The sequence below is a fragment of the Luedemannella helvata genome (genome assembly GCF_039528415.1).
In the GTDB taxonomy this organism is placed as follows: Bacteria; Actinomycetota; Actinomycetes; order Mycobacteriales; family Micromonosporaceae; genus Luedemannella; species Luedemannella helvata.
Map to the genome: position 1 here is coordinate 1 of NZ_BAAALS010000046.1, position 23,281 is coordinate 23,281.

21 protein-coding genes are annotated in these 23,281 nt (G+C 74.1%); 16 read left to right on the forward strand and 5 right to left on the reverse strand.

Annotated elements, in window-relative coordinates; genetic code table 11:
- From ABD191_RS27055 to ABD191_RS27100, 10 genes are all read left to right on the forward strand, one after another.
- The coding region (locus ABD191_RS27055; protein ID WP_344088167.1) for a DUF58 domain-containing protein at positions 1 to 1,259 on the forward strand (1,259 nt) is incomplete at its 5' end.
- Positions 1,256 to 3,526, forward strand: coding sequence for a transglutaminase-like domain-containing protein (locus ABD191_RS27060; RefSeq protein ID WP_344088170.1), 2,271 nt, complete (start codon positions 1,256 to 1,258; stop codon positions 3,524 to 3,526). The genes ABD191_RS27055 and ABD191_RS27060, both read left to right, overlap by 4 nt.
- A 34-nt stretch (positions 3,527 to 3,560) precedes the next feature.
- Positions 3,561 to 5,384 carry an FHA domain-containing protein gene (locus ABD191_RS27065; protein ID WP_344088172.1) on the forward strand — a complete coding sequence of 608 codons (1,824 nt, stop codon included), beginning with the start codon at positions 3,561 to 3,563 and terminating at the stop codon, positions 5,382 to 5,384.
- A gap of 124 nt (positions 5,385 to 5,508) precedes the next feature.
- A complete protein-coding gene (locus tag ABD191_RS27070) occupies positions 5,509 to 6,474 on the forward strand; it encodes an LLM class flavin-dependent oxidoreductase (RefSeq protein ID WP_344088176.1) in 966 nt (321 codons plus the stop codon).
- A gap of 185 nt (positions 6,475 to 6,659) precedes the next feature.
- On the forward strand, positions 6,660 to 7,739 hold the full coding sequence (locus ABD191_RS27075) for an FtsX-like permease family protein (protein WP_344088179.1): 1,080 nt from the start codon (positions 6,660 to 6,662) through the stop codon (positions 7,737 to 7,739).
- Positions 7,736 to 8,443 (forward strand): ABC transporter ATP-binding protein, encoded by a 708-nt coding sequence (locus ABD191_RS27080; RefSeq protein WP_344088182.1) that lies wholly within the window; start codon positions 7,736 to 7,738, stop codon positions 8,441 to 8,443. The genes ABD191_RS27075 and ABD191_RS27080 overlap by 4 nt, the downstream gene beginning before the upstream one ends.
- A gap of 58 nt (positions 8,444 to 8,501) precedes the next feature.
- A complete protein-coding gene (locus tag ABD191_RS27085) occupies positions 8,502 to 9,086 on the forward strand; it encodes a TetR/AcrR family transcriptional regulator (protein ID WP_344088184.1) in 585 nt (194 codons plus the stop codon).
- A 212-nt stretch (positions 9,087 to 9,298) separates the two neighbouring features.
- Entirely contained in the window at positions 9,299 to 9,832 is a 534-nt protein-coding gene (locus tag ABD191_RS27090; protein WP_344088186.1) for a TetR/AcrR family transcriptional regulator, read from the forward strand.
- A gap of 39 nt (positions 9,833 to 9,871) precedes the next feature.
- Entirely contained in the window at positions 9,872 to 12,043 is a 2,172-nt protein-coding gene (locus ABD191_RS27095) for an MMPL family transporter (protein ID WP_344088188.1), read from the forward strand.
- Between the two features lie 158 nt (positions 12,044 to 12,201).
- Positions 12,202 to 13,011: a phosphatase PAP2 family protein gene (locus ABD191_RS27100; RefSeq protein ID WP_344088190.1), complete on the forward strand. Its 810-nt coding sequence runs from the start codon at positions 12,202 to 12,204 to the stop codon at positions 13,009 to 13,011.
- Here the strand turns inward: ABD191_RS27100 and ABD191_RS27105 are convergent.
- From ABD191_RS27105 to ABD191_RS27115, 3 genes are all read right to left on the reverse strand, one after another.
- Positions 12,999 to 13,685, reverse strand: coding sequence for a class I SAM-dependent methyltransferase (locus ABD191_RS27105; RefSeq protein ID WP_344088193.1), 687 nt, complete (start codon positions 13,683 to 13,685; stop codon positions 12,999 to 13,001). The genes ABD191_RS27100 and ABD191_RS27105 overlap by 13 nt on opposite strands.
- Positions 13,686 to 13,788: 103 nt before the next feature.
- Positions 13,789 to 14,412, reverse strand: coding sequence for a maleylpyruvate isomerase family mycothiol-dependent enzyme (locus ABD191_RS27110; protein ID WP_344088196.1), 624 nt, complete (start codon positions 14,410 to 14,412; stop codon positions 13,789 to 13,791).
- Between the two features lie 11 nt (positions 14,413 to 14,423).
- The gene (locus ABD191_RS27115) at positions 14,424 to 14,981 is read right to left on the reverse strand and encodes a TetR/AcrR family transcriptional regulator (protein WP_344088199.1); all 558 of its coding nucleotides are present in this window, start codon (positions 14,979 to 14,981) and stop codon (positions 14,424 to 14,426) included.
- Between the two features lie 131 nt (positions 14,982 to 15,112).
- Here ABD191_RS27115 and ABD191_RS27120 point away from each other — a divergent pair, with 131 nt between their 5' ends.
- Positions 15,113 to 15,769, forward strand: coding sequence for a DUF998 domain-containing protein (locus tag ABD191_RS27120; protein WP_344088202.1), 657 nt, complete (start codon positions 15,113 to 15,115; stop codon positions 15,767 to 15,769).
- Between the two features lie 30 nt (positions 15,770 to 15,799).
- Here the strand turns inward: ABD191_RS27120 and ABD191_RS27125 are convergent, their stop codons facing one another.
- Positions 15,800 to 16,780, reverse strand: a complete 981-nt coding sequence (locus ABD191_RS27125) for a 2-hydroxyacid dehydrogenase (protein WP_344088223.1) — start codon at positions 16,778 to 16,780, stop codon at positions 15,800 to 15,802.
- A 131-nt stretch (positions 16,781 to 16,911) separates the two neighbouring features.
- Between ABD191_RS27125 and dxs the strand changes: the two genes are divergently transcribed.
- The 5 genes from dxs (at position 16,912) to ABD191_RS27150 (ending at position 22,742) form a co-directional block, all read left to right on the forward strand.
- Positions 16,912 to 18,849 carry a 1-deoxy-D-xylulose-5-phosphate synthase gene (gene dxs, locus ABD191_RS27130; protein WP_344088205.1) on the forward strand — a complete coding sequence of 646 codons (1,938 nt, stop codon included), beginning with the start codon at positions 16,912 to 16,914 and terminating at the stop codon, positions 18,847 to 18,849.
- 69 nt (positions 18,850 to 18,918) lie between these two features.
- Positions 18,919 to 19,395, forward strand: a complete 477-nt coding sequence (locus ABD191_RS27135) for a YflT domain-containing protein (RefSeq protein ID WP_344088208.1) — start codon at positions 18,919 to 18,921, stop codon at positions 19,393 to 19,395.
- A gap of 65 nt (positions 19,396 to 19,460) precedes the next feature.
- Positions 19,461 to 20,807, forward strand: coding sequence for a PQQ-binding-like beta-propeller repeat protein (locus ABD191_RS27140; protein ID WP_344088211.1), 1,347 nt, complete (start codon positions 19,461 to 19,463; stop codon positions 20,805 to 20,807).
- Positions 20,808 to 20,856: 49 nt separating this feature from the next.
- Positions 20,857 to 21,534: a response regulator transcription factor gene (locus ABD191_RS27145; protein ID WP_344088214.1), complete on the forward strand. Its 678-nt coding sequence runs from the start codon at positions 20,857 to 20,859 to the stop codon at positions 21,532 to 21,534.
- The gene (locus ABD191_RS27150; RefSeq protein ID WP_344088217.1) at positions 21,531 to 22,742 is read left to right on the forward strand and encodes a sensor histidine kinase; all 1,212 of its coding nucleotides are present in this window, start codon (positions 21,531 to 21,533) and stop codon (positions 22,740 to 22,742) included. Before ABD191_RS27145 ends, ABD191_RS27150 begins: the two co-directional genes overlap by 4 nt.
- 58 nt (positions 22,743 to 22,800) lie before the next feature.
- Here ABD191_RS27150 and ABD191_RS27155 read toward each other — a convergent pair.
- Positions 22,801 to 23,281 (reverse strand): cellulose binding domain-containing protein (locus tag ABD191_RS27155; protein WP_344088220.1); only part of this gene is annotated, 481 nt, incomplete at its 5' end.

Genomic DNA, 23,281 nt, shown 5'->3' on the forward strand with positions numbered 1-23,281 from the left:
CAGGGTCGCCGCGCGCCGCCGACGCGGCGGGCGCCCGCGCGGCGGCCGCCGGCTGGGCCCGCGTACCCGCGCCCGTGCGTACGGCCCTGCTGTTGCCGACCGCGCTGGGTGCCACCGTGCTCGCCCTCGGCCTGGCGTGCCTGGTCGCCGGGCTGCTGCTGGGCTGGCGGGAGCTGCTCGTCGTCGGCGCGGCCGGGCTGCTGCTGGTGGCCTTAGCCGTCTACTACACCCTCGGTCGCACCCAGCTGGCCATCGAGATCGACGTCGTGCCGCCCAGGGTGACCGTGGGCGACCAGTTCCGCGGCACGGTCAGCATCCGCAACACGGCGTCGCGGCGGCTCGCGCCGCTGCGGGTGGAGCTGCCCGTACGCGCGGGCGCGACCGCGCTGGAACCCATCCCGATCGAGGTGCCGGCGCTGGCGCCCGGCGCCGAGCACCGGGTGCTCGTCACCATCCCGGCCGCGCGGCGCGGCGTGCTCACCACCGGTCCGGCCACGTCGGTGCGCGGCGACCCGCTCGGCCTGCTGCGCCGCGAGGTGACCTGGACCGAGGCCGAGGAGCTGTTCATCCACCCGGCCACGGTCGCCATCGAGAACCTGGGCGCCGGCCTGCTGCGCGACCTTGAGGGCCAGACCACGAACGACCTGTCCATGAACGACGTGGCGTTCCACGCTCTGCGCGAGTACGTCCCCGGCGACGACCTGCGGCACGTGCACGCGTTCACGTCCGCGCGGGTCGGCAAGCTCATGGTCCGCCAGTTCGTCGACACGCGTACCGCCCACCTGGCCGTCGTCGTCAGCGGCGCGGCCCGCGAGTACGCCGGTCCGGAGCAGTTCGAGGTGGCCTGCTCGGTCGGCGGGTCCCTCGCGGTGCGGGCCGTCGACGACCAGCAGCGGGTGTCCGTCATCGCGGCCGGCCACAGCGCGCCCGCCCGCCTGCGGCAGTCGCGTGGCCTCGTGCTCGACCAGTTCAGCCGCGCCGAGTTCGGCGCGCCCGGCTCCGACCTCGTCACCTCCGTCGTGCGGACCAGCCGCGTCGCCCCGGACGTGAGCCTCGCCGTGCTCGTCACGGGCGCCCTCATGGAGGTGGCCGACATGCAGGCCGCGGCCGCCCGGTTCGGGCCGGACGTGCGCGTCGTCGGCGTACGGGTGGTCGACGGCGCCCGACCGGCCGCCCAGCGCGCCGGCCAGCTCAGCGTCCTCACCATCCCGAACCTCGCCGACCTGCGCACGGTCCTGCGGGTGGTGGTGCGCTCATGAGCCGGCGACCGCTGGTCGACGCCGGGTTCCTCGCGGCGCTCGGCGTCGTGGGACTGCTCGGGTTCGGGCCGGTGTTCAGCGGGCTGTCCTACCTCGTGGCCGGGGTCGCCGGCCTGCTGCTCGGCCTGCTCGTCGCGCTGGCCGCCGTGCGCCTGCGGTGGGGCGTGCTCGTCACGGTCGCCGCCGGTCTCGTCGTGTACCTCCTCGCGGCCGGGCCGGCCGCGTTGCGGGAGACCACGACCGGCGGGGTCGTGCCCGGCCCCGCGACCGTGCGCGGCGTCGTCGACGGGTCCGTGCACGGGTGGCGGGACCTGCTCACCACCCTGCCCCCGGCGCCCGCGAGCGGGCACCTGCTCGTCATTCCGTACCTGTGCGGGTTTGTCTGCGGTCTGGCCGGGATGCTCCTCGCCGGGCGGACCCGGCTGCCGACCCTGCCGCTGCTCGCGCCCGGCGCGCTGCTGGTCGCCTCGATCCTGTTCGGCACGGATGCGCCCGCCTCGCTGCTGGTGCAGGGCGTGGGCTTCGCCGCGCTGGCGCTGGCCTGGGCCGCGCTGCGCCAGCGGCGCCGCCGCCCGGCCGCCGCGACCGTCGCCGGCGTGGCCGGCGGGCGGCGCCGCGTCGCCGGGGCGGCCGCGATGGTGGTGCTCGCCGCCGGGGGCGGCTTCGCCGCCGCGCTGCCCGCGGACGACGACGACCGCTACGTGCTGCGCGAGCATGTGCAGCCGCCGCTGGATCTCAGCGAGTACCCGAGTCCGCTCGCGGGCCTGCGCCGGTTCGAGGTCGCCGACAAGGACAAGGTCCTGTTCAGCGTGAGTGGCCTGCCGGCCGGGGCGCGGGTGCGCCTGGCGGTGATGGACGCCTACGACGGCGTGGTGTGGAGCGTGGCCGGCGGCGCGGGCGCGACCACCGCGTCCGGGGTCTTCGAACGGGTCGGTACGACCATCCCGAGCGAGGCCACCGGTGCGCCCGCCACGGTCCAGGTCACCATCAGGAATCTCGGCGGGGTGTGGGTGCCGACCGTCGGCGCGCTCACCGGCGCCCGGTTCGGCGGCCCGCGCGCCGCCGAACTCGCCGGCTCGTTCCGCTACAACCGCAGTACGGGCACCGGGCTCGCCCCGGCCGTGCTGGCCGCCGGCGACGCGTACACCCTCGACGTGCTCGTGCCCGCCGTGCCGGGGGAGAAGGACCTCGCCGGGCGGGCGACCATGGCCGTCACCCTGCCCGACATCGCCGGCGACCCGGAGCCCGTGCAGACCCTGGCCGTCGAGTGGGCCACCGCGGCCACCCCGATGGGCCGCCTCAACGCGCTGCTCACCCGCATGCACGCGGGCGCCTACAGCGACGGCACGGGCGCGGCCGGGGTGCCGTCGCGGCCCGGTCACGGGGCCGGCCGGCTGCGCGAGTTCCTCGCCGCCGACCAGCTCGTCGGCGACTCCGAGCAGTACGCGGCGACGCTCGCCCTCATGCTGCGCCGGCTGGGCATCCCCGCCCGGGTCGTGCTCGGCGTGGCGCCGTCGCAGGCGTGGTTCGCCAGGACGGGCACCGGGGCGGGCGACGTGACCGGTGGCATGGTGAGCGCCTGGGTCGAGGTCGCCGTGGACGGGCTGGGCTGGGTGCCGTTCGACCCCACGCCGCCGATCACGAACAAGCCGAAGCCGCCCAAGCCCGAACCGAACGAGGACGGCGACGCGAAGATCGTGCAGCCGCCCACGGTGGCGCTGCCCGCGCCGGACCAGGCGGCCCCGCCGGACGCGGACGACTCCGGCGACGACCTGCCGCCACCGGACCGCTGCGCCGTGTGCGCCGTCCTGCTCACCATCGCCACGTACGTCGGGCTGCCCGTACTGCTGTTCGCGCTCGTCGTGGGCGCGATCGTGGGGCTCAAGCAGCGCCGTCGCCGCCGTCGGCGGCGGGCCCCCACCTCCAGCGCCCAGATCGCGAACGGCTGGCTGGAGCTGCTCGACCGCCTGCGCGACCTGGGCGTACCGTCGCCCACCGGGCAGACACGGCGGCGCGCCGCGCAGGAGCTGGCCGGCGCGCAGGCGCTGTCGGTCGACGGCCGGGCGGCGGCCACGCGCCTGGCACTGGTCGCGGACGCGGCCGTGTTCGGACCCGGCGACCCCAGTCCCGAGGCCGTCACCGCGTACTGGTCCGATGTGGACGAGTCGCTGCGTGGCCTGCGCCGCGAACGCAGGCCGCACCAGCGATTCCTCGCGATGGTCAACCTGGCCACCCTGTGGCCGGGCAACCGGCGGCGGGCGGCGTGAGCGAACGGACGATCGGCGCCGGAGCGTGGCGGACGTGACGGACGTGCGGCTGACCCTGATCCGGGAGAGCGGCGACGCGGTCGACCTCGTGGTCACGGTCGGCCCGGACACCACGGTCGGCGAGGTCGCGCACGCGCTCGCCACCCGCGACCCGGCGCGCGGGCCGGCGTGGCCGGCCGTCACCCTCGCCGTCGGGGGGACCGCGGACGGCACGCCGCTACCCGCGGACGCCCTCGTGGCCACCGTGGGGCCGCGCTCCGGCGCGCGGGTGCGGCTCATGCCGGCCAGCCGGCTGCACGCCGCCGCCGAGGCGGAGGAGCCGGCCGCCACCCTGGAGATCGTGGCCGGACCGGACGCGGGGCGCGGGCCGTTTCCGTTGCCCGCGGGCAACGCCACCGTGGGCCGTGACCGCGCCTGCGCCGTGCGGCTGACCGATCCGCTGGTCTCCAAGCACCACGCCCGCATCACCGTCGGCGACGTCGTCGAGATCGTCGACCTGGGCGCCGCGAACGGGGTCTACGTCGACGGGAGGCCGGTCGAGCGGGCGGTGCTGCGCTCCGGCGACGAGGCGCTGCTGGGCGACACCGCCGTCCGGGTGACGGTCCGGGCGGCCGGCGCGACCCACGCGCGGGCGCCCCTCGTGGTACCCCGCCACGCGGGCGCCGAGCTGGACGCGCCGGCGCCGCCCGTACCACCGCGCCCGCGCCGGCCGCCGGTGCTCGCCCTGGTCGGCCCGGTCACTGCCGGCGTGGTCCTTGTCGCGATCACCGGCTCGCCGTACGCGTGGCTGCTCGTCGCGCTCGGTCCCGTGGCCGCCGCCGGCGCGTACGCCCTCGACGCGCTGGGCACGTGGCGCGCGGAGAACGCCGCCGTGGCCACCTTCCGCACCGCGCTGGCCAACCTCGACGCCCGGCTGCGCGCGGCCGCGGACGCCGAGCGGATCGGCCGGGCGGCCGAGCACCCCGGCCTGCCGGAGCTGACGGCGGCGGCGCGCCGCCGCGACCCGCTCCTGTGGAGCCGCCGGCCGGACGGCGACGACTTCCTGGTGCTGCGCCTGGGCCTGGGTCCGCGCCCGTCGCGCACCCGGGTGACCCCGCCGCCGCGTACGGAGGCGCCGCAGCGGCTCTGGGACGAACTGCGGGAGCTGGTCACGGCACACGCCACAGTGGACGGTCTCCCGGTCGTGGTCAAGCTGCCCGAGGTCGGCGCGCTGGGGGTCGCCGGGCACGGCGGCAGCGCCGTACCGCTGGCCCGCGCCCTCCTCGCCCAGCTCGTGTCCCTGCACGCCCCGGCCGAGGTGCGCCTGGCGGCGGTCGTGTCGCCGGCGACGGTCGGCGACTGGCGGTGGCTCGCCTGGTTACCGCACACGGCCCGCAGCCTGTTCGCCCACCCGCTCACGGCCGACGCGTCGGCCGCGGCTGGCCTGCTCGCCGAGATCGACGCGCTGATCGAGCGCCGGGCCGCCGGCGCGGAGCCCACGCCGGCCGTCATCGTGCTGGTCGCGGGCGCGACGTCGCCGTCCCTGGTGCGGGTGGCTGAGCGCGGCCCGCGCCACGGCGTGTACGTGATCTGGGTCGCCGACCTGATGGAACACCTGCCGGGCGCCTGCCGCGCGTACGTCGAGGCGCGACCCGGCGTCGCGGGCAGCGCGGCCGGGTCCGGTGTGGTCGGGCTGGTGGCCACGGGCGAGCTCGTCTCGCCGGTGGCGCTGGAGGCGCTCGGCGCGGCGCAGGCCGATGAGTTCGGGCGGCTGCTGGCCCCGATCGTCGACGCCGGGGCGTCGGCGGCCGGCGACGCGGGGGTGACCATCCGCACGCTGGACCTGGGCCCGGGCGAGCTGTGGCCGGCGCCGGCATGACGGGCGAGCGCTCTACGATCTTCCGCATGGCTGCTCACGAGGATGGCCGCACGATGCGGTGTGTCGTGCCGGTGAACGTGGAGGCCGTGGGCGACCCGGCCCGCGTGGCGCGGGGCGTCGGCGGGTGACCGCCGCGGGGACGCGACGCGTCGGGGTCATGCTGCCCCGGGACCTGCCCGCCGCCCAGGTACTGCCGTACGCGCGCCGCGCCGAACAGCTCGGCTTCGACGAGTTGTGGGTTGTCGAGGACCTCGGCTTCCGGGGCGGGGTCGCCCAGGCGGGCGCGGTGCTCGCGGTGACCAGGCACATCACGGTCGGCATCGGCATCCTGCCGGCTGGCGCCCGCAACGCGGCGTTCGCCGCCATGGAGCTGGCGACGCTCGCGCAGTTGTTCCCCGGGCGCCTCATCGCCGGCGTCGGCCACGGCATGCCGGGGTGGATGCGGCAGGTGGGCGCCTGGCCGGCCAGCCCGCTCACGCTGCTCAGCGAGTACACGGCGGCGGTGCGGGCGCTGCTGCGCGGGGAGGCGGGACCGGCCGACGGGCGCTACGTCCAGGTGGAGGGGGTGGTCCTCGACGAGCGACCGGACGTGGTCCCGCCCGTGGTGCTCGGCGTGCGCGGACCCCGATCGCTCGCGCTCGCCGGCCGGGCCGCCGACGGGGTGCTGCTGGCCGAACCCGCCGCGCCCCCGTACATCGCGGCCACCGTGGCGCGTCTGGGAGGCGGCGGTCCCGAGATCATCACCTATGACGTCGCCGTCGTCGGGGACGACGGCCGGGCCGCGCGCGCTGCCGCCCGCGCGGGGCTGGCCTGGATCGGTGAGCCCGACTGGGCGCCCCACCTGGCCGCGTTGCCCTTCGCCGGCGCGCTGGCCGGCCATCGGCGCTCGTGTTCGAGCCCGCGGGAGTTCGCGGCCACCATGCCGGAGGAGTGGGTGGCCGAGCTGGCCCTCGCCGGTACGCCCGCCGAAGTTCGTGAGCGCATCGCGGCCCGCCACGCCGCCGGCGCGACCAGCGTCATCCTGGCCCCCGCGGAGTCCGACCGGCTCGCCGCGCTCACCCGCATGGCGGGGGTGTTGGACGGTCGCTGACCAGCCCGTGCCCGGCGGTTGATATGAGGTGATGTCTCGCATAAAGGCCGCCGGGCGGGACCCGGCCGCCTTTTCCCGACAGGGCGTCGATATGATGTCGACATGGTGTCGATAACTTCGGGAGGCGCGCGCTGATGTTCCTGGCGATTCGCGAGCTCCGGTTCGCTCGGCTGAGGTTCGCTCTGGTGGGCGCGGTTGTCGCGCTGATCGCGGTGCTGATGGTGATGTTGTCCGGCCTGTCGGTCGGCCTCGTCCGCGACGGCGTGTCAGGCCTGCAGAACCTGCCCGTCACGTCCTTCGCATTCGCGCACGGCGTGCAACACGACTCGGCGTTCTCCCGCAGCGTCGTGGACACGTCGGCCGTCGACGCGTGGCGGGCGCAGCCCAACGTGGCCGACGCCACGCCGTTCGGCAACACGCTGATCAACGGCCGTACCGACGGCGGCGTCGAGGTCGACCTGGCCCTGTTCGGCGTGACCGCGGACTCCTTCCTCGCTCCCGAGGTGAGCCAGGGCGAGCGGCTCGGCACGCCCGATGGGATCGTGGTGAGCCCGACGGCCCTCGACGCCGGCCTGAAGATCGGTGATGTCGTGACCGTGGACCGGGTCGGCACCCGCATGCGGGTCGTCGGCGTCACCATGCAGCAGGACACCTTCGGGCACGTCGATGTCGCCTACGTGCCGCTCGCGCTGTGGCAGGAGGTCAAGTCCGGCACGGCCCCGGGCCGGGCGGTGCCGGAGAAGGCCAAGCAGGAGATCACCGCCGTGGCGGTCCGCGCGGAGTCCGGCAAGTCCGTCGACCTGGCCGCCGGCGACGCCGCCGCGGGCACGGAGAGCCTCACCCTCAGCGACTCGTTCGGGGCCTCGCCGGGCTACACGGCCGAGACCACCACCCTCCAGCTGATCCAGGGCTTCCTTTACGTGATCTCCGCACTCGTGGCCGGTGCCTTCTTCGCGGTGTGGGCGATCCAGCGCAAGCAGGAGGTCGCCGTGCTGCGCGCGCTCGGCGCGTCCACCGGCTGGGTGCTGCGCGACGCACTGACGCAGGCGTTCCTCCTGCTGACCGCCGCGGTCGCCGCCGGGGTGGCCGTCGGGGTCGCGCTCGGCGCCTACGTCGCCGGCAGCGGCGCCCCGTTCGCGCTCAGTGGCTCCAGCATCGTCGCGGCGTCCGTCGGCCTGGTCGTCCTCGGCCTGCTCGGGGCCGGCGCTGCCGTCCTGCGGGTCACCTTCACGGACCCGGCCACTGCTCTGGGAGGAAACCGATGAGCACCACCCCGACCACGGCCACCGACCAGCTCGGCCTGGTGATGAGCGGGGTCAGCCTGCGCCACGGCGACGCCGCGGAGATCGTGCAGGCCCTCGACCACGTCGACCTCACCGTCCCGCCGGGCCAGCTCGCCGCGATCGTCGGCCCGTCCGGCGCCGGCAAGTCCAGCCTGCTGGCCGTGGCGGGCGGGCTGGCCCGCCCCGACGAGGGCACCGTCACCGTCGCCGGTCAGGACATGACGGTGTCCAGCCGGCGGACCCGTACGGAACTGCGGCGCCGTCACATCGGCTTCGTGTTCCAGTCCGGCAACCTGCTGCCCGCGCTGACCGCCGTCGACCAGCTGCGGCTGGTCCAGCGGCTGGGCCCCCGCAGCGAGCGATCCCAGCGTGACCCGCGCGAGCTGCTGGCCGACGTCGGCATGGCCGACAAGGCCGACCGGCGGCCCCACCAGCTGTCCGGCGGCGAGCGGCAGCGCGTCGGGATCGCCCGGGCGCTGGTCACCGAGCCCACGGTCCTGCTCGTCGACGAACCGACGGCGGCCCTGGACCGCGCGCGCAGCCACGACATCGTGCAGCTGCTGGCCCGCGAGGCCCGGCAGCGGTCGGTCGCCGTGGTCATGGTCACCCATGATCACGACGTGCTGGAGTACTGTGACACGGTTTACGAGATGATCGACGGCAAGATCGCGCCGGCGAGCCGGTAGCTGGTACGGCCCCTGGCGTACCGGCAGCGGGACTGCCGCGCGAGGGAAGGAGGGTGGCGTGCCGAGAATCCAAGCCGCCACCCTCGCCGAACACCGGGCCGCGCAGCGGGCGGCGCTGCTCGACGCGGCCCGCGCCCTGCTGTCCCGACGTCCCGACCAGCTCCCCAGCCTGGCCGAGGTCGCCCAGCAGGCCGGGCTGGCCCGCTCCAGCACCTACTCCTACTTCAGGTCCCGCAACGACCTGTTCGACGCGTTGGTGGTCGACACCTTCCCGCGCTGGGCGACGTACGTCGAGCAGCACATGAACACCGCGACCACGTCCGGCCACAAGATCTTCGCCTACATCGAGGCGAACCTGCGACTGGTGGCCCGCGGCGATCACGCCCTGGCCCGGGCGCTGGCCACGGTCGGCAGCAGCGAGACCCTCGCGACGTCGAGCCGGCTCATGCACGACAGGCTGGAAGCGCCGCTGCGTGCCGCGCTCACCGACCACGGCGCGTCCGACCCCGAGCGGATCGCCGAACTCATCCAGTCGACCGTCTTCGCGCTCAGCCGCATGATCGAGAGCGGGCTGTCCGTGGACGCGGCCACCGGCCTCGCCCGCGAGCTGCTCAGCCCCTACCTTCGCGTCCACACCGGATAACCCTGCCAACGAAGCGCCGCCGAGGCACATGGTCGCCGGGACCGTGTTGCAGCATCTGTTCCACAGGGGTTCCACAAAACGTCCACAGAACTTCCAAGCGGCCATGGGGAAGCTACCCTCGCCGGGATCGTGAGACGTACCACATTTTCTGACCGATCGGTCAGGAGTTGACCGATCGGTCAGGCAAGATGGGCGGCGGAGGTGGTCACCGCATGGCCCGGCTCAACACGCGCGACGAGATCCTCGCGGCGGCGGCGCGGCAGTTCGCGAATGTCGGGTACAAGGGCGCCTCCCTGCATGACATCGCCGTCGAAGTGGGCTGCTCGAAGGCGACCTTGCTCTACCACTTCGCCGGCAAGGACGCGATCCTCGCGGCGCTCGTCGAGCCCCCGGCGCGCGAACTGGCCGCACTCGACGAGCGGTTGTCCGCGATGAGCGCCGGGCAGGCCCGCGACGCGGCCATCGAGGGCTTCGTCGACCTCGTGCTCGCGTACCGGCGGGAGATCGCCCTGATCTACCACGACCTGCCGCACCTGTTCCACCAGCCGGCGTTCGCCGACGTGAAGCCGCTGACCGACCGGCTCGTGGCGGCCCTGGCGCGCGGCACGGACCCGTCGGCGCAGCTGGCCGCCAAGGTCGTGCTCGCCGGCACTGCCGCGGTCGTCCTGGATCCGGAGTGCGCCACCGATCCGGATCTGAGAGCAACCCTCATCGGCGTCGCGCGGCGCGCGCTGAACACCTCCTGACGTCCCGTTCCCCGACCCCTCGTCGACAAGGAAACCGACATGGCAACAGTGCTCTACCGGCTCGGCCGGGCCTCGTTCCGGCGGCGCGGGCTGGTGGTGATCGTCTGGCTCGTGGCGCTCGCCGCGCTCGGCGCGGGTGCCGCGGTGTTCAAGGGCACCACCTCGAGCGACTTCACCATGCCCGGCACCGAGTCCCAGCGTGCGATCGACGCGCTGAAGAGCGAGTTCCCCGAGGCGAGCGGCGCCACCGGTACGATTGTCGTGGCCGCGCCCGCGGGCCAGCAGCTCACCACGCCCGCCTACCAGGCGGCCGTTGCGGCGCTGGTCAAGGAGGCCTCGATGCTGCCCGGCGTGGTCGGGGCGGTCGACCCGTTCCAGGCGCGCGCGGTGTCGCAGGACCTGAGGCACGCCCTGATCCAGGTGCAGTTCGCCGAGCGGGTCGACAAGGTCACCCCGGAGCAGCGCGAGGCGTACGAGCGCAGCGGCGCCGCCGCGGCGGCGGCCGGCCTGCGCGTCGAGCACGGCGGCGAGGTGATGAGCGGCGAGCCGGAGATCGGCAGCACGGAGGCCATCGGCGTGCTCATCGCCCTCATCGTCCTCGTGATCACCTTCGGTTCCCTGGTCGCCGCCGGCATGACGATGCTCAACGCGCTCATCGGCGTGGGCGCCGGCATGGCCGGCCTGTTCGCCCTGAGCGGTGTCGTGCAGCTCACCTCCACCGCGCCGGTGCTCGCCCTGATGCTGGGCCTCGCGGTCGGGATCGACTACTCGCTGTTCATCTCGTCGCGCTACCGGCAGAACCTGAGGGAGGGCCTCCCGCCCGACGAGGCCGCCGGCCGGGCGGTCGGCACCGCCGGCTCCGCGGTCGTGTTCGCGGGCGCCACCGTGGTCATCGCCCTCGCCGGCCTGGTGGTCGTGAACATCCCGTTCCTGACCGTCATGGGCCTGGCCGCCGCCGGCACGGTGGCCGTCGCCGTCCTGGTCGCGATCACGCTGCTGCCCGCGCTGCTCGCCTTCGTGGGCCGGCGGATCCTGTCGCGCAAGCAGCGGCGGACCGAGGAGTACGAGGAGCGCGAGGGCTTCGGCTTCCGCTGGGCCCGCCTGGTCATCAAGCTGCGGATCCCGGTGATCCTGCTCGGCATCGTGGGCCTCGGCGCGCTGGCCATCCCCGCGGCCGACATGCGCCTCGCCCTGCCGAGCGCGGACGCCAGCCCGGTCGGTACGCCGCCCCGCGACGCCGCCGACCTCATCACGGAGGGGTTCGGCCCCGGCTTCAACGGCCGCCTCGCGCTGGTCGTGTCGTCGGACTCGCCGGAGCGGACGGCGGCCGCCGCGACCGAGGTGACCGCCGCGCTGCAGGGCACCAGCAACCTGGTCGCGGTCAGCCCGCCCAACCTCAGCCAGGACAAGCGGACCGCGCTCCTGGCCGTCATCCCGGCGACCGGTCCGACCGACGCGGCGACCGAGACGCTCGTGCATGACGTGCGGGCCGTCGCCAGGACGATCGACGGGGCCGACATCGCGCTGACCGGGCAGACGGCCGTCGGCATCGACGTGTCCGAGAAGCTCTCCGACGCGCTGCCGGTCTACCTGCTGCTCGTCGTCGGCCTGTCCGTCCTGCTGCTGATGCTCGTGTTCCGCTCGGTGCTCGTACCGATCAAGGCGGCGCTGGGCTTCCTGCTGACGGTGGGCGCCACGTTCGGGCTCACCGTGCTCGTCTTCCAGCAGGGCCACCTCGCCGACCTGATGGGCCTGGACACGCCCGGTCCGCTGGTGAGCTTCCTGCCGATCCTGCTCATCGGCATCCTGTTCGGCCTGGCCATGGACTACGAGGTCTTCCTCGTCTCCCGGATGCGCGAGGACTACGTCCACGGCGACACCGCCCAGCAGGCCACGGTCAACGGCATGGGCCACGGTGCCCGGGTCGTGACGGCCGCGGCGCTCATCATGACCTCGGTGTTCGCCGGCTTCATCCTCGTCGAGGACCCGGTCATCAAGTCGATGGGCTTCGCGCTGGCGATCGGCGTGGTCATCGACGCGTTCATCGTGCGGATGACCATCGTGCCGGCCGTGATGTCGCTGCTCGGCAGGGCCGCGTGGTGGCTACCGCGCTGGCTGGACAAGGCCCTGCCCAATGTGGACATCGAGGGCGAGGGCCTGCGCGAGCACCTGGACGCGCGGGCGACCGATCGTGAGCTGATCCGCGTCTGACCCGGGGACCGGGGGCGGCTGTCGGCTATCCGCCAGGTGATCTACTTCTCGATGGGAAAAGTTGCGCATAGGGAAACTTCTTTCCAACAATGAGCGGTACGGTCGACAGCCGCCCGGTCCGGGCCGGCCCTGGCGAGGGGCCGTGACGGGGGGCGAGGGTGGCTGCGGTCCAGGAGTTCCCGGCCCCTGTCCTCGACGCCATCGATCCGGCACCCGCACCGCGCCCGCCGCGACGCCCGTTGCGGCGCGCGGCCCGCGAGGTGGGCCTGGTGCTCGTCCTGTTCCTCGCGTACAAGCTCGGCCGCGTCGTCGCAGACGGGCACGTCGGCGCGGCGCTCGCCAACGCCGCCGACATCTGGCACCTGGAGCGCGCGCTGCGCCTGCCCAGCGAGTACGCCATCCAGCAGGCCGTCCTACCCAACGTCGACCTGGTGCGCGTGGCCAACTCCTACTACGCGTTCGTCCACTTCCCGGCCACCGCCCTCCTGCTCATCTGGATGTACCTCTGGCGGCCCGATCACTACGTGTGGACGCGGCGGATGCTGGCCTGGCTCACCGCGGCCGGCCTGGTGGTGCACCTGCTCCTGCCGCTGGCCCCGCCCCGCATGCTCAGCAGCGTCGGCATGGTCGACACCGGCCACCTCTACGGCCCGTCCGTGTACGGCGCGCCCGACACGGACTCGCTCGCCAACCAGTACGCGGCCATGCCGTCGCTGCATGTGGGCTGGGCACTCGCGGTCGCCATCGCCCTCATCGCGGCGACCAGCACCCGGTGGCGCTGGGCGTGGCTGCTGCACCCGGTCATCACGGTGGTCGTCGTGGTCGTCACCGGCAACCACTACTGGGTCGACGCGGTCGTCGCGGCCCTCCTGCTCGGCCTGGTCGTCGCGCTCCTTCCCCGACCCGGGCACGCGCGGGCGTCCGTCCGGGTGCCCCGCCCGCGCGCCCAGTCGGCTCAGCGGTCGTAGATCGAGTCGACCGCCGGTTGGCCGGTGTAGTTCGGCCCCGCGCGGTCGTCGGCACCCCGGTACGTGTACGGCAGTGTGACCTCCCGTCGCCCCGCGCAGCGGACCTGGCGGCGCCGGCTGTCATAGCCGAGTCCTGCCCCGCGCAGGGCACTCGCGAGCGGCCGCCCGGCCGGGATCCCGCCCGCCAGCCGGACGCTGGCCAGGTCGAGATCGGCCACCAGCATCCCGTCGTCGGTGAGCCAGCCCGCCGCGCGGGCGAGGACGCCGAGCTTGTCGCCGACGTAATGCAACCCGTGTACGCACGTGATCAGCTCGTACGGCTGGTCCGGCGTCCACGCGGTCACCGGCGCGCACACCAGTTCCGGCGACGCCGCGGCCGGATCGAAGAAATCGACCAGGTCCACGCCGACGAGACGGACCCGGTCGGCGAGCCCCGTTCGACGCAGCCGGTCGGCCGCCTGGATCAGGGCGCGACCGGTGCCGCAACACAGATCGAGCCATGCGACCCGGTCGGCCGACGCAAGCCGTTCGGTGAGCCAGTCGACTGGGTCGAAGCCCAGCTCGCGCGCGTAACTGTTAACGCCGGTGAGCTGCCGTTCCCGGTTCATGGCGTTGTTGGCGACCACGGACGACGCGTGCAGGGCCTCGTCATCCAACAGCGGCCCGCGCGTCACCCGCCGAGCCTAGCCGGTCCGCGTGCCCCGGCCGCGCGCCCAGTCGGCTGGGCCTGCGTAGCGGCCACTGCCGTCCTCTTCGCACTCGCCCTGCGCTGAACGCTCACGCGGCCAGGGCGGCCGCGCCCGACAGGTGCGGGAGGGCGGTGGTGGTGCGACCCGCGAGGAGCAGGAGCAGGGCGGTCATCGGGCCCTCGACCGGGGCGCCCGAGCCCACCGACCAGTCAGCGTCCGTGGCGGTCAGGCGTAGGCCGGCGAACCGACGCCGCGACACGATCGGACGCGGCCAGCGCATCGTCCACATGCGGGTGGCGGCGGCCGCGGCGGCGTCCGTCGGGATCTCGAGGTCGCGGCCGAGCGGGACGGCGATGTCGAGGCCGTGCACGAGGATGTCGATGAGCGTCTCGGCCGGCGTGACGCCGATGTTGTGCCGCCGCGAGCCGACCATGCCCCGGATCTCGGCGACCAGCGACGCGGGGGAGCGGGTCGCCGCCCTGCGCCGTGCCGCCTCGCGGATCACCGTGTTGAGGCCGCCGAGCGTGCGGAACTGTGCGACCGCCTCGCGCAGCCCCAACTGCTGCAGGGTCAGGTGGGCGGTCACGTCGCGCACGGTCCATCCCGCGCACAGCGAGGGGGTCTCCCATTCGCCGCCGGTCACGCCGTCGAGCAGGTCGGCGACGCGGACGCGCTGGGCGTCGATCGCGCGCCAGGTGCTGTCGATGTCCATGGTGGCCTCCGTCAGCGGGGTCGTAGGACGGCCGTCACCAGCGCGGTGATCTCGGCCGTGGGGTCGAACGCGGGGTCGGGTGCGGCCAGCTGATGCAGCACGAGCCCGGTGAAGTGGTTCATGATCGGGGGCGCGTCGCGTTCGGGATCCACCGAGCCGGCGACCGCCAACCAGTTCAGGAAGTACGCGCGAACGCGCGCCCCGCCGGCGAGCAGCGCGGCCCGTAGCGGCGGGTGGATGGCGGCCTCGGCCAGGATCACGTAACGCGCCAGCGCGAGGGTGCGGTGGCGGCCCGTCTGGCCGCGCGCCAGGTCGACGAGCGCCTCGATCAGCTCCTCGTGCGTCCCCGGCGGCCGCCGTCCGGCGATCTCCTCGCTCGCCGCCCGCTCGCGGTCGACGAACCGCTCGACGACCGCCGTGAGCAGCGTGTCGCGGGTGCGGAAGTAGTTGGAGGTGGAGCCCGGTGGAAGCCCGGCCGCCGCGTCGACCGCGCGGTGGGTCAGCGCGCGCATGCCGCCCTCGCCGAGCACGGTGATCGCGGCGTCGAGCAGGTCCTCCCGGCGTCCCATCACCCGATACTACGGTTGTAGTGAATCCCACTACAACCGTAGTACCCCAGAATTCTTGGGCCGGCATGTCGATCCGCGACCGGTCCGGTCGACGCATGCGTGAAGGCAACCGACCGCGAGAGGAACCGAACATGTCGACCATCCCCGCTGACGCCACGACCGTCCGGCCGCGCACGGCGACGAAGCCGCTGCTCGTCGCCGGGGCGCTGGCCGCGCCGCTGTTCGCCACCGCGTCGCTGGCGCAGGCGTTCACCCGGGCCGGCTTCGACCTGACCCGCCACCCGTTGAGCATGCTGAGCACGGGGGACCTCGGCTGGCTGCAGATCACCACGTTCGTGCTGACCGGCGCGCTGATGATCGCCGGCGCGGCGGGCCTGCGCCGCATGCTCGCCAGCAGGTGGGCGCCCCGGCTGCTGACCGTCACCGGGACCGGGATGATCGTCGCCGGTATCTTCACGATGGACCCCGGCGACGGCTTCCCGGCCGGTACGCCCGCGGGGCCGGGTACGACCCTGAGCTGGCACGCCGGGCTGCACCTGGCGGCGGGCACGGTGTCGTTCGCGGCCCTGATCGCCGCGTGCTTCGTGCTGGCCCGTCAGCTCGCCGGCCGCGGCGTCCGGATCGCGTCGCTGGTGGCCGGCACGGCGCTCCTCGCCGGCAACGTCTGGGCGATGGCGGGCGGTCGGGCCGGCTCGCTCACGCTGGCCATCGGCGTGATCGCCGCCATGGCGTGGATCTCGGCCCTGCACGGCCGGCTGCTCGCGGCTGACCCGGCACAGCGGTCCTGAGCTACCGGCTCGTACCCGCGGGTCGCGCGCTCACCCCGGGACCGGCCGCGTGCCGGGGACCGGGGTGAGCGCCGGCCGGCCCGCGAGGACCTCGAGCACGTTGCGTACGGCCAGGTCCACCATGGCGGCGCGGGTCGCCTCGGTCGCCGACCCGACGTGCGGCAACACGACCAGGTTGGGTACGCCGAACAGCGGGTCGGCCGGGTCCCGGCGCGGCTCGTCGGTCATCACGTCCAGCCCGGCGGAGTGCAGGCGCCCGGCACGCAGCGCGTCGGCCAGCGCGGCCTCGTCGACGATGCCCCCGCGCGCGGTGTTCACCAGGGTCGCGGTCGGCTTCATCAGCGCCAGTTCGGCGGCCCCGATCAGGCCGCGGGTGGCGTCGGTGAGCGGCAGGTGCAGCGACACGACGTCGCTGGTACGCAGCAGCTCGTCGAGCGTGACCCGCTGGGACAGGCCCTCGCCGTCGGAGCGGCCGCCGTGATGGTGGACCCGCATCCCGAACCCCCGCGCGCGCCGGGCGACAGCCTGACCGATCTGGCCGAAGCCGACGATGCCCAGCGTCGCGCCGTGCACGTCCAGGCCCAGGAAGCCGTCCATCCGGTTGTCGGTCCAGCCGCCCGCCCGCATGGCGTCGACCGCGGCGCCGAGCCGCCGGCGGGCCATGAGGATGAGGGCGAACGCGAGGTCCGCGGTGGTCTCCTGGAGGATGCCGGGCACATGGCTGACGACGACGCCGGCGGCGCGGACGGCGGCCAGGTCGACCCCGTCGTAGCCGGCGCTGGCCAGCGCCGCGACCCGCAGCCGCGGGGCGGCGGCGAACAGGTCGGCGTCGATGCGGTCACCGAGCCAGCACAGCACCGCGTCGCAGTCAGCGGCCAGGTCGCGCAGCTCGGCCGGGTTCGGCGGGCGCTCGTGCGCCCATTCGACGACGTCGGCGTGCGGGGTCAGCGCGGCGACCGGGTCGCCGGGAAGGCCGCGCCGGCTGAGGGCGACCCGGGGGAGGATTGACATGTGCACGCCGACCACTCTGTCAGGGCACTCGGGTGGCCCACATCACGACCCGGCGGCGGCGCGGTGGAGACCCTGTGAAGGCTGGCGCGCGTGAGTGGCCCGCGAGCGCGATCCGGATAGACTGGCCGGTCATGAGCACGCGCGAGGAGACCGACGCCCCGCCGAGCCGCCCGCGTGCCGGGCTGCTCGACTCGATCAATGGCCCGTCCGACCTGCGCGGACTGAGCCGGGACGAGTTGGCCATGCTGGCGGCCGAGATCCGGGACTTCCTGGTCGAGAAGGTGGCCCGCACGGGCGGCCACATCGGCCCCAACCTCGGCGTGGTGGAGCTCACCCTCGCCCTGCACCGCGTCTTCGACTCGCCGCGCGACCGGCTGCTGTTCGACACGGGCCACCAGGCGTACGTTCACAAGATCGTGACGGGTCGGGTCGCCGGCTTCGACCGGCTCCGCCAGCGGGGCGGCCTCACCGGCTACCCCAACCAGGCCGAGAGCGAGCACGACGTCATCGAGAACTGCCACGCCTCGACCGCACTGTCGTACGCGGACGGCATGGCGAAGGCGTTCGCGCTGCGCGGCGAGCGGCGTCACGTCGTGGCGGTCGTCGGCGACGGCGCCCTGACCGGCGGCATGTGCTGGGAGGCGCTCAACAACATCGCCGCCACGGACAACCCCCTGGTCATCGTCGTCAACGACAACGGCCGCTCGTACGCCCCGACGATCGGCGGGCTCGCGAGCCACCTGACCAAGTTGCGGCTCAACCCCACCTACGAGAAGGCCCTCGATGTGATCAAGGAGTCGCTGGGTCGCACTCCGCTGGTCGGGCCGCCGCTGTTCGAGGTGCTGCACGCGGTCAAGAAGGGCATCAAGGACGCCGTTTCGCCGCAGGCGATGTTCGAGGACCTGGGCCTCAAGTACGTGGGCCCGGTCGACGGGCACGACGTGGCCGCCGTCGAGGACGCGCTGGAGCAGGCGAAGAGGTTCGGCGGCCCGGTCATCGTGCACGCCGTGACCCGCAAGGGATACGGCTACCAGCCGGCCGAGGACGACGAGGCCGACCACATGCACAGCCCGTCGAGCGCCTTCGACCCGGCCACCGGCAAGACGATGGCGAAGCCGGCCGTGAAGTGGACCGCCGTGTTCGGCGAGGAGCTGGTGGCGCTCGCCCACGAGCGGCCCGACATCGTCGGCATCACGGCCGCGATGGGCGACTCGACCGGCATCTCCACGCTCGCCGCCGCGTACCCGGACCGTGCCTTCGACGTGGGCATCGCCGAGCAGCACGCCACCACGTCGGCGGCCGGCCTCGCGCTCGGCGGCATGCACCCGGTCGTCGCGGTCTACGCGACGTTCCTCAACCGGGCGTTCGACCAGGTGCTGCTCGACGTGGCCATGCACCGCCTGCCGGTCACGTTCGTGCTGGACCGGGCCGGCATCACCGGCCCGGACGGCCCGTCGCACTACGGCATCTGGGACCTGGCCGTCTTCGGCGTCGTGCCGGGCCTGCGCATCGCCGCCCCGCGCGACGAGGCCACGCTGCGCCAGGAGCTGCGCGAGGCGGTGGCGGTCGAGGACGGCCCGACGATCGTCCGGTTCCCGACCGGTTCGGTGCCCGCCCCGCTGCCGGCGCTGCGCCGGGTGGGCGGGGTCGACGTGCTCACCGAGGACGAGAGCGGCGACGTGCTCGTCGTGGCCGTCGGCGCGTTCGCCCACCTGGGCGTGGAGGTGGCCGAGCGGCTGCGCGCGCAGGGCTACGGCGTGACCGTGGTGGATCCGCGCTGGGTGCGGCCCGTGCCCGCCGAGATCGCCACGCTGGCGGCGGCGCACCGCCTGGTCGTGGTCGCCGAGGACGGCGTGCGTACCGGCGGCGTCGGCGGCGCGGTCGCCCAGCTGGTGAGCGACTCCGGCATCGAGACCCCGGTGCGGGAGATCGGCGTCGAGCCCGGCTGGCACCCGCACGGCACCCGCGCTGAGCTGCTGGCCGACCTCGGCCTGACGGCACCGGAGCTGGCCCGCCAGATCACCGGCTGGATGGCCGCCCTGCCGGAACGGACACCCGCCGCGACCTGACGGTTATCGGACGATCGCGCTCGGGTACTACACAATGGCTATCGCTGATCACTTATCAGGGAGCGTGCCATGACCGAACCGACCGCGACGCAGCCCGTCACCGTCGCCACATACACCGACTACCCGACCGCGCAACGCGCCGTCGACTACCTGTCCGACAACGGCTTCCCGGTCGACCGGGTGTCGATCGTCGGCACGAACGTGCGCCTGGTCGAGAACGTCCTGGGCCGCCTCACGACCGGGCGGGCGGCCGCCGCCGGGGCGCTGTCGGGCGGCTGGTTCGGCCTGTTCGTCGGCCTGCTGCTGAGCATCTTCACCACGGGCTCGTCCTGGTGGGCCGTGCTGGTCGCCGCGGTGCTCATCGGTGTCGTCTGGGGCGCGATCTTCGGCGGCGTGGGTCATGCCATGACCCGCGGCCAGCGCGACTTCACCTCGGTCAAGTCGCTGGAGGCCGCCGAGTACGGCATCAGCGTGCCCGCCGACCTCGCGGACGAGGCCCGCGCCCAGCTCACCCGGATGACCTGGAACGCCTCGCAGTCGTCGTAGGAAATCCCCGTGAAAAGTTGATGCAACCTGCCCGCCACGCGGAGACTCGCAGGACGGGAGGTTCCGTGCAGCCATCGCGTGTCATCGAACTCGACATCTCCACACCCTGGGAGCCCGCGCCCCGCGAGACCGGCGTGCGGGGCCCCAACGTGGGCGCGTTCCTGCTCGTCATCGTGGCCGTGGTCGCCGCGCTGACCGGCCCGGCGCGCCCCGGTGGGGACGGGCTCACGCTGGCCTGGCGGTCCACCTCGTTCCACGGCTTCTTCGGCGTCACCGAGGACACCGTGTACACCATCACGGACGACAACGGCCAGCTGCACCTCGTGGCCCGCAGCCTCGACCGGGGCGTCGTGCGGTGGTCCTGGCCCATCGAGGGTGCGCTGGCCGAGGCGTACTTCTCGGACTCGGTGAACCTGGTGACCCGGTTCCCGCCGAGCATCGGCACGCCGACGGCCACCCGCGTCCTCAGCCAGGGGGCCGGCCGGCGGCTCGTGTCGTACCCGATGCCCGCCGTGCCGCTGGTCTATATCGCCGGGACCGTCGCGATCATGATCGACCGTGCCCCGGGCCGGACGACGGCCGAGGCCGACGCCCGCCTGGACGGCCGGACCCAGGCGCACCTGGTGACCGCCGTGGACCTGCGCACGGGCGAGCACAGTTGGGTCAACTACATCGAGCCCGGCTCCACGTGGGCGTTGCCGGGCGTGCAGCCCTGGGACGACGGGGTGGTCGTCGGCGGCTCGGACGTGCGGTACATGGTCGTGATAGACGCCGACGGCAAGGCCCGCTCGTGGGACCTCACCACCGGCAAGGTGGCCTCCCGCGGCAACGTCGGGCCGTACCAGGAGGACTCGTATGGCCTGGCCTTTCCCCACCTCCTCACGGTGAGCACATCGTCGCCGGGCGGGCCGGTCGTCACGGGATGGGACCTACGGCGACTGGCCACGCTGTGGCGGGTGCGGGTGCCCAACGTCGTCGCCTGGCCCGTCCCGTGCGGGCGCGTGCTGTGCCTGACAGCCGAGGACCAGACGTGGGCGTTCGACACCCGTACCGGCGAGACGCTCTGGCACGCGCCGGGCATCGCCGTGCACGCCACCGACCCGACCACCCGCCGGTTGGCGGCGCTGGCCGGCTCCGCGCCCGTGACGATCGACGTCGCCACCGGTCAGGTGTTCGACATCGAGGGCGGCTGGCGCGTCGTCGACGGCGACGTGCGGCGCACCTCCCTGGTGTCGGTCCTGGTCGACAACACCGGGCAGGCCCGCCTCGGCCTGCTCGGCCTCGGCGCGGGCACGGTGCGTGACCTCGGCCCGGTCGGCACCGTCCAGGCCGGCATCCGGTGCCGCGCCACGGACACCCACGTCGTCTGCGCGGACGGCGGGCAACTGCGGAGCTGGCGCCTGCGCAGTTGACGGCCCCTTGGCAGCGCCGGCTAGCGTGGGCGCGACAAGGGGAGGCGACGTGCGGGTACTTGTGGTGGAGGACGAGCGGACGCTGGCGGACGCGATCGTGCGCGGGCTGCGACGGGAGGGCCTCGCGGTCGACGTGGCCTACGACGGCTCCGACGGCCACGAGATGGCGCTGGTCACCCGGTACGACGTGGTGGTCCTCGACCGCGACCTGCCGGGCGTGCACGGCGACCAGATCTGCGCCGACCTGGTCGCGTCGGGGGCGCTGACCAGAGTGCTCATGCTCACCGCCAGCGGCAGCGTCGCCGACCGGGTGGAGGGCCTGCAACTGGGCGCCGACGACTACCTGCCCAAGCCGTTCGCGTTCGACGAGCTCGTGGCGCGGGTGCGGGCCCTGGGCCGGCGGGCCACCCCGCAGGCCCCGCCGATCCTCATCCACGGCGACCTGCTGCTCGACCAGGCGCAGCGCACGGTCACCCGGGCCGGCCAGCCTGTCGACCTGACCCGCAAGGAGTTCGGCGTCCTCGAGGAGCTGCTCAAGGCGCGCGGCGCCGTGGTGTCCAGCGAGGAACTGCTGGAGCGGGTGTGGGACGCCAACACGGACCCGTTCACGACCACGGTGCGGGTCACCGTGATGACCCTGCGCAAGAAGCTGGGCGACCCGCCCGTCATCGAGACCGTGGTGGGCGCGGGCTACCGGGCGCCGGCCCCGCGAACGGCCGCCGGATGACGGTCTACAACGCGCGGGCCGGGCGCCGACGGGTGCGACCCACCCTGCGGCTGCGGCTCACCCTGCTCAACGGCATCCTGCTCGTCGGGGCCGCGGCGCTGCTGCTCGTGCTCGCGTGGCTGCTGGTCGGTGACGCGCTCGGGCCCACGGCCGAACTGAGCCCGGGCTCGCGGGTGACCCTCGCCGACGGCCGCTCGCTGGACGCGCACGCCTGGCAGGTGATGGTCGCCGACGCGATCACGCACGGCCTGCTCATCAAGGGCGTCGTCGCCGTACTGGCGGTGAGCCTGGTCGGCATCGCGGGGGCGTACGTCGTCGCCGGGCGGGCCCTGCGTCCGCTGCAGCAGGTCACCACGACCGCGCAGCGCCTGTCCGGCGAGACGCTGGACCAGCGCATCCGCTACGCCGGCGCGGACGACGAGGTGGCCGAGCTGGCCGACACGTTCGACGCGATGCTCGACCGCATCGGCACGGCCTTCGACAGCCAGAAGCGATTCGTCGCCAACGCCTCGCACGAGCTGCGCACGCCGCTTGCGGTCATGCGTACCGAGGTCGACGTCACGCTGGCCGACCCGGACGCCGACGTGGCGGAGTTCCGGCGCATGGCCACGGTCGTGCGCGACGCCTCGGAGCGGGCCAACGCCCTGGTGGACGCCCTGCTGGTGCTCGCCCGTACGGAGGCGCAGGCCGGCCGGCGGCTGGTGCGCAAGATGCCCACGGACCTCGCCGACGGGGTGGCCACCGCGCTGTCGGCCGTGTCCCGCGACATCGACCGGCTCAGCCTGCAGCGCGACACGTCCCTGGAGGCCGCGCCCGTGGTCGGCGACCCGGGCCTGCTCGACCGGCTGGCGGGCAACCTCATCGAGAACGCGGTGCGCTACAACTACCTGCACGGCCGGCTGTGGGCCCGTACGGGCGCCGACGCCACCCATTCGTGGCTTGTGGTCGGCAACACCGGCCCGGAGGTCGAGCAGTCGGACGTGCCGGGGCTGTTCGAGCCGTTCCGGCGCGGCGGGCGCGAGCGCACCGGGGGCCGGGGATCGGGCCTGGGCCTGTCGATCGTTCGGGCGGTGGCCGAGGCCCACGGGGGCACCGTGACCGCCGTGGCGCTGCCGGACGGGGGCATGGAGGTGACCGTCCGCCTCCCCACGGCGTCGACGACCCCGGTGCTGACGGGATCCGCCCCGGTGAAACCTGCCCTGCGTTAGTAACGGCGACGGCCGGCCCGGAGATCCGGACCGGCCGTCGTAAGGGTGGTTCAGTGCGTCACGGGCTGGTGCAGCCCGTGGTCGGGGTGCTGGAGCTGCTGCCGTTCGCGGTGAAGCCGAACGTGGTCGACCCGCTGCCGTTGAGCGTCCCGTTCCACGGGGCGTTCTTCACGGTGACGTTGCCGCTGCTGCCGGTCACGGTGCCGCTCCACAGGCTGGAGATCGACACTCCGCTGGGCAGGCCCATGGACACGGTCCAGCCGTTGAGCGTGCTGGAGCCGTTGTTGCGCACGGTCACCTCGGCCTGGAAGCCACCGGGCCACGAGTTGACCAGGTTGTACGTGGCCGAGCAGGTGCCGGACTGGCCGCCACCCGTGGTGACGACCGCGCTGGTCGGCGGGCGGCTGGTGACCACCGAGCTGGTCGGCGGGCGGCTGGTGACCACGGAGCTGGTCGGCGGGCGGGTCGTCACGACGGCGCCGCCGTTCAGCGCGTTGAGGACTGAGGTGTAGGCGGCCTTCTTGTTGCCGTTGCCGTCG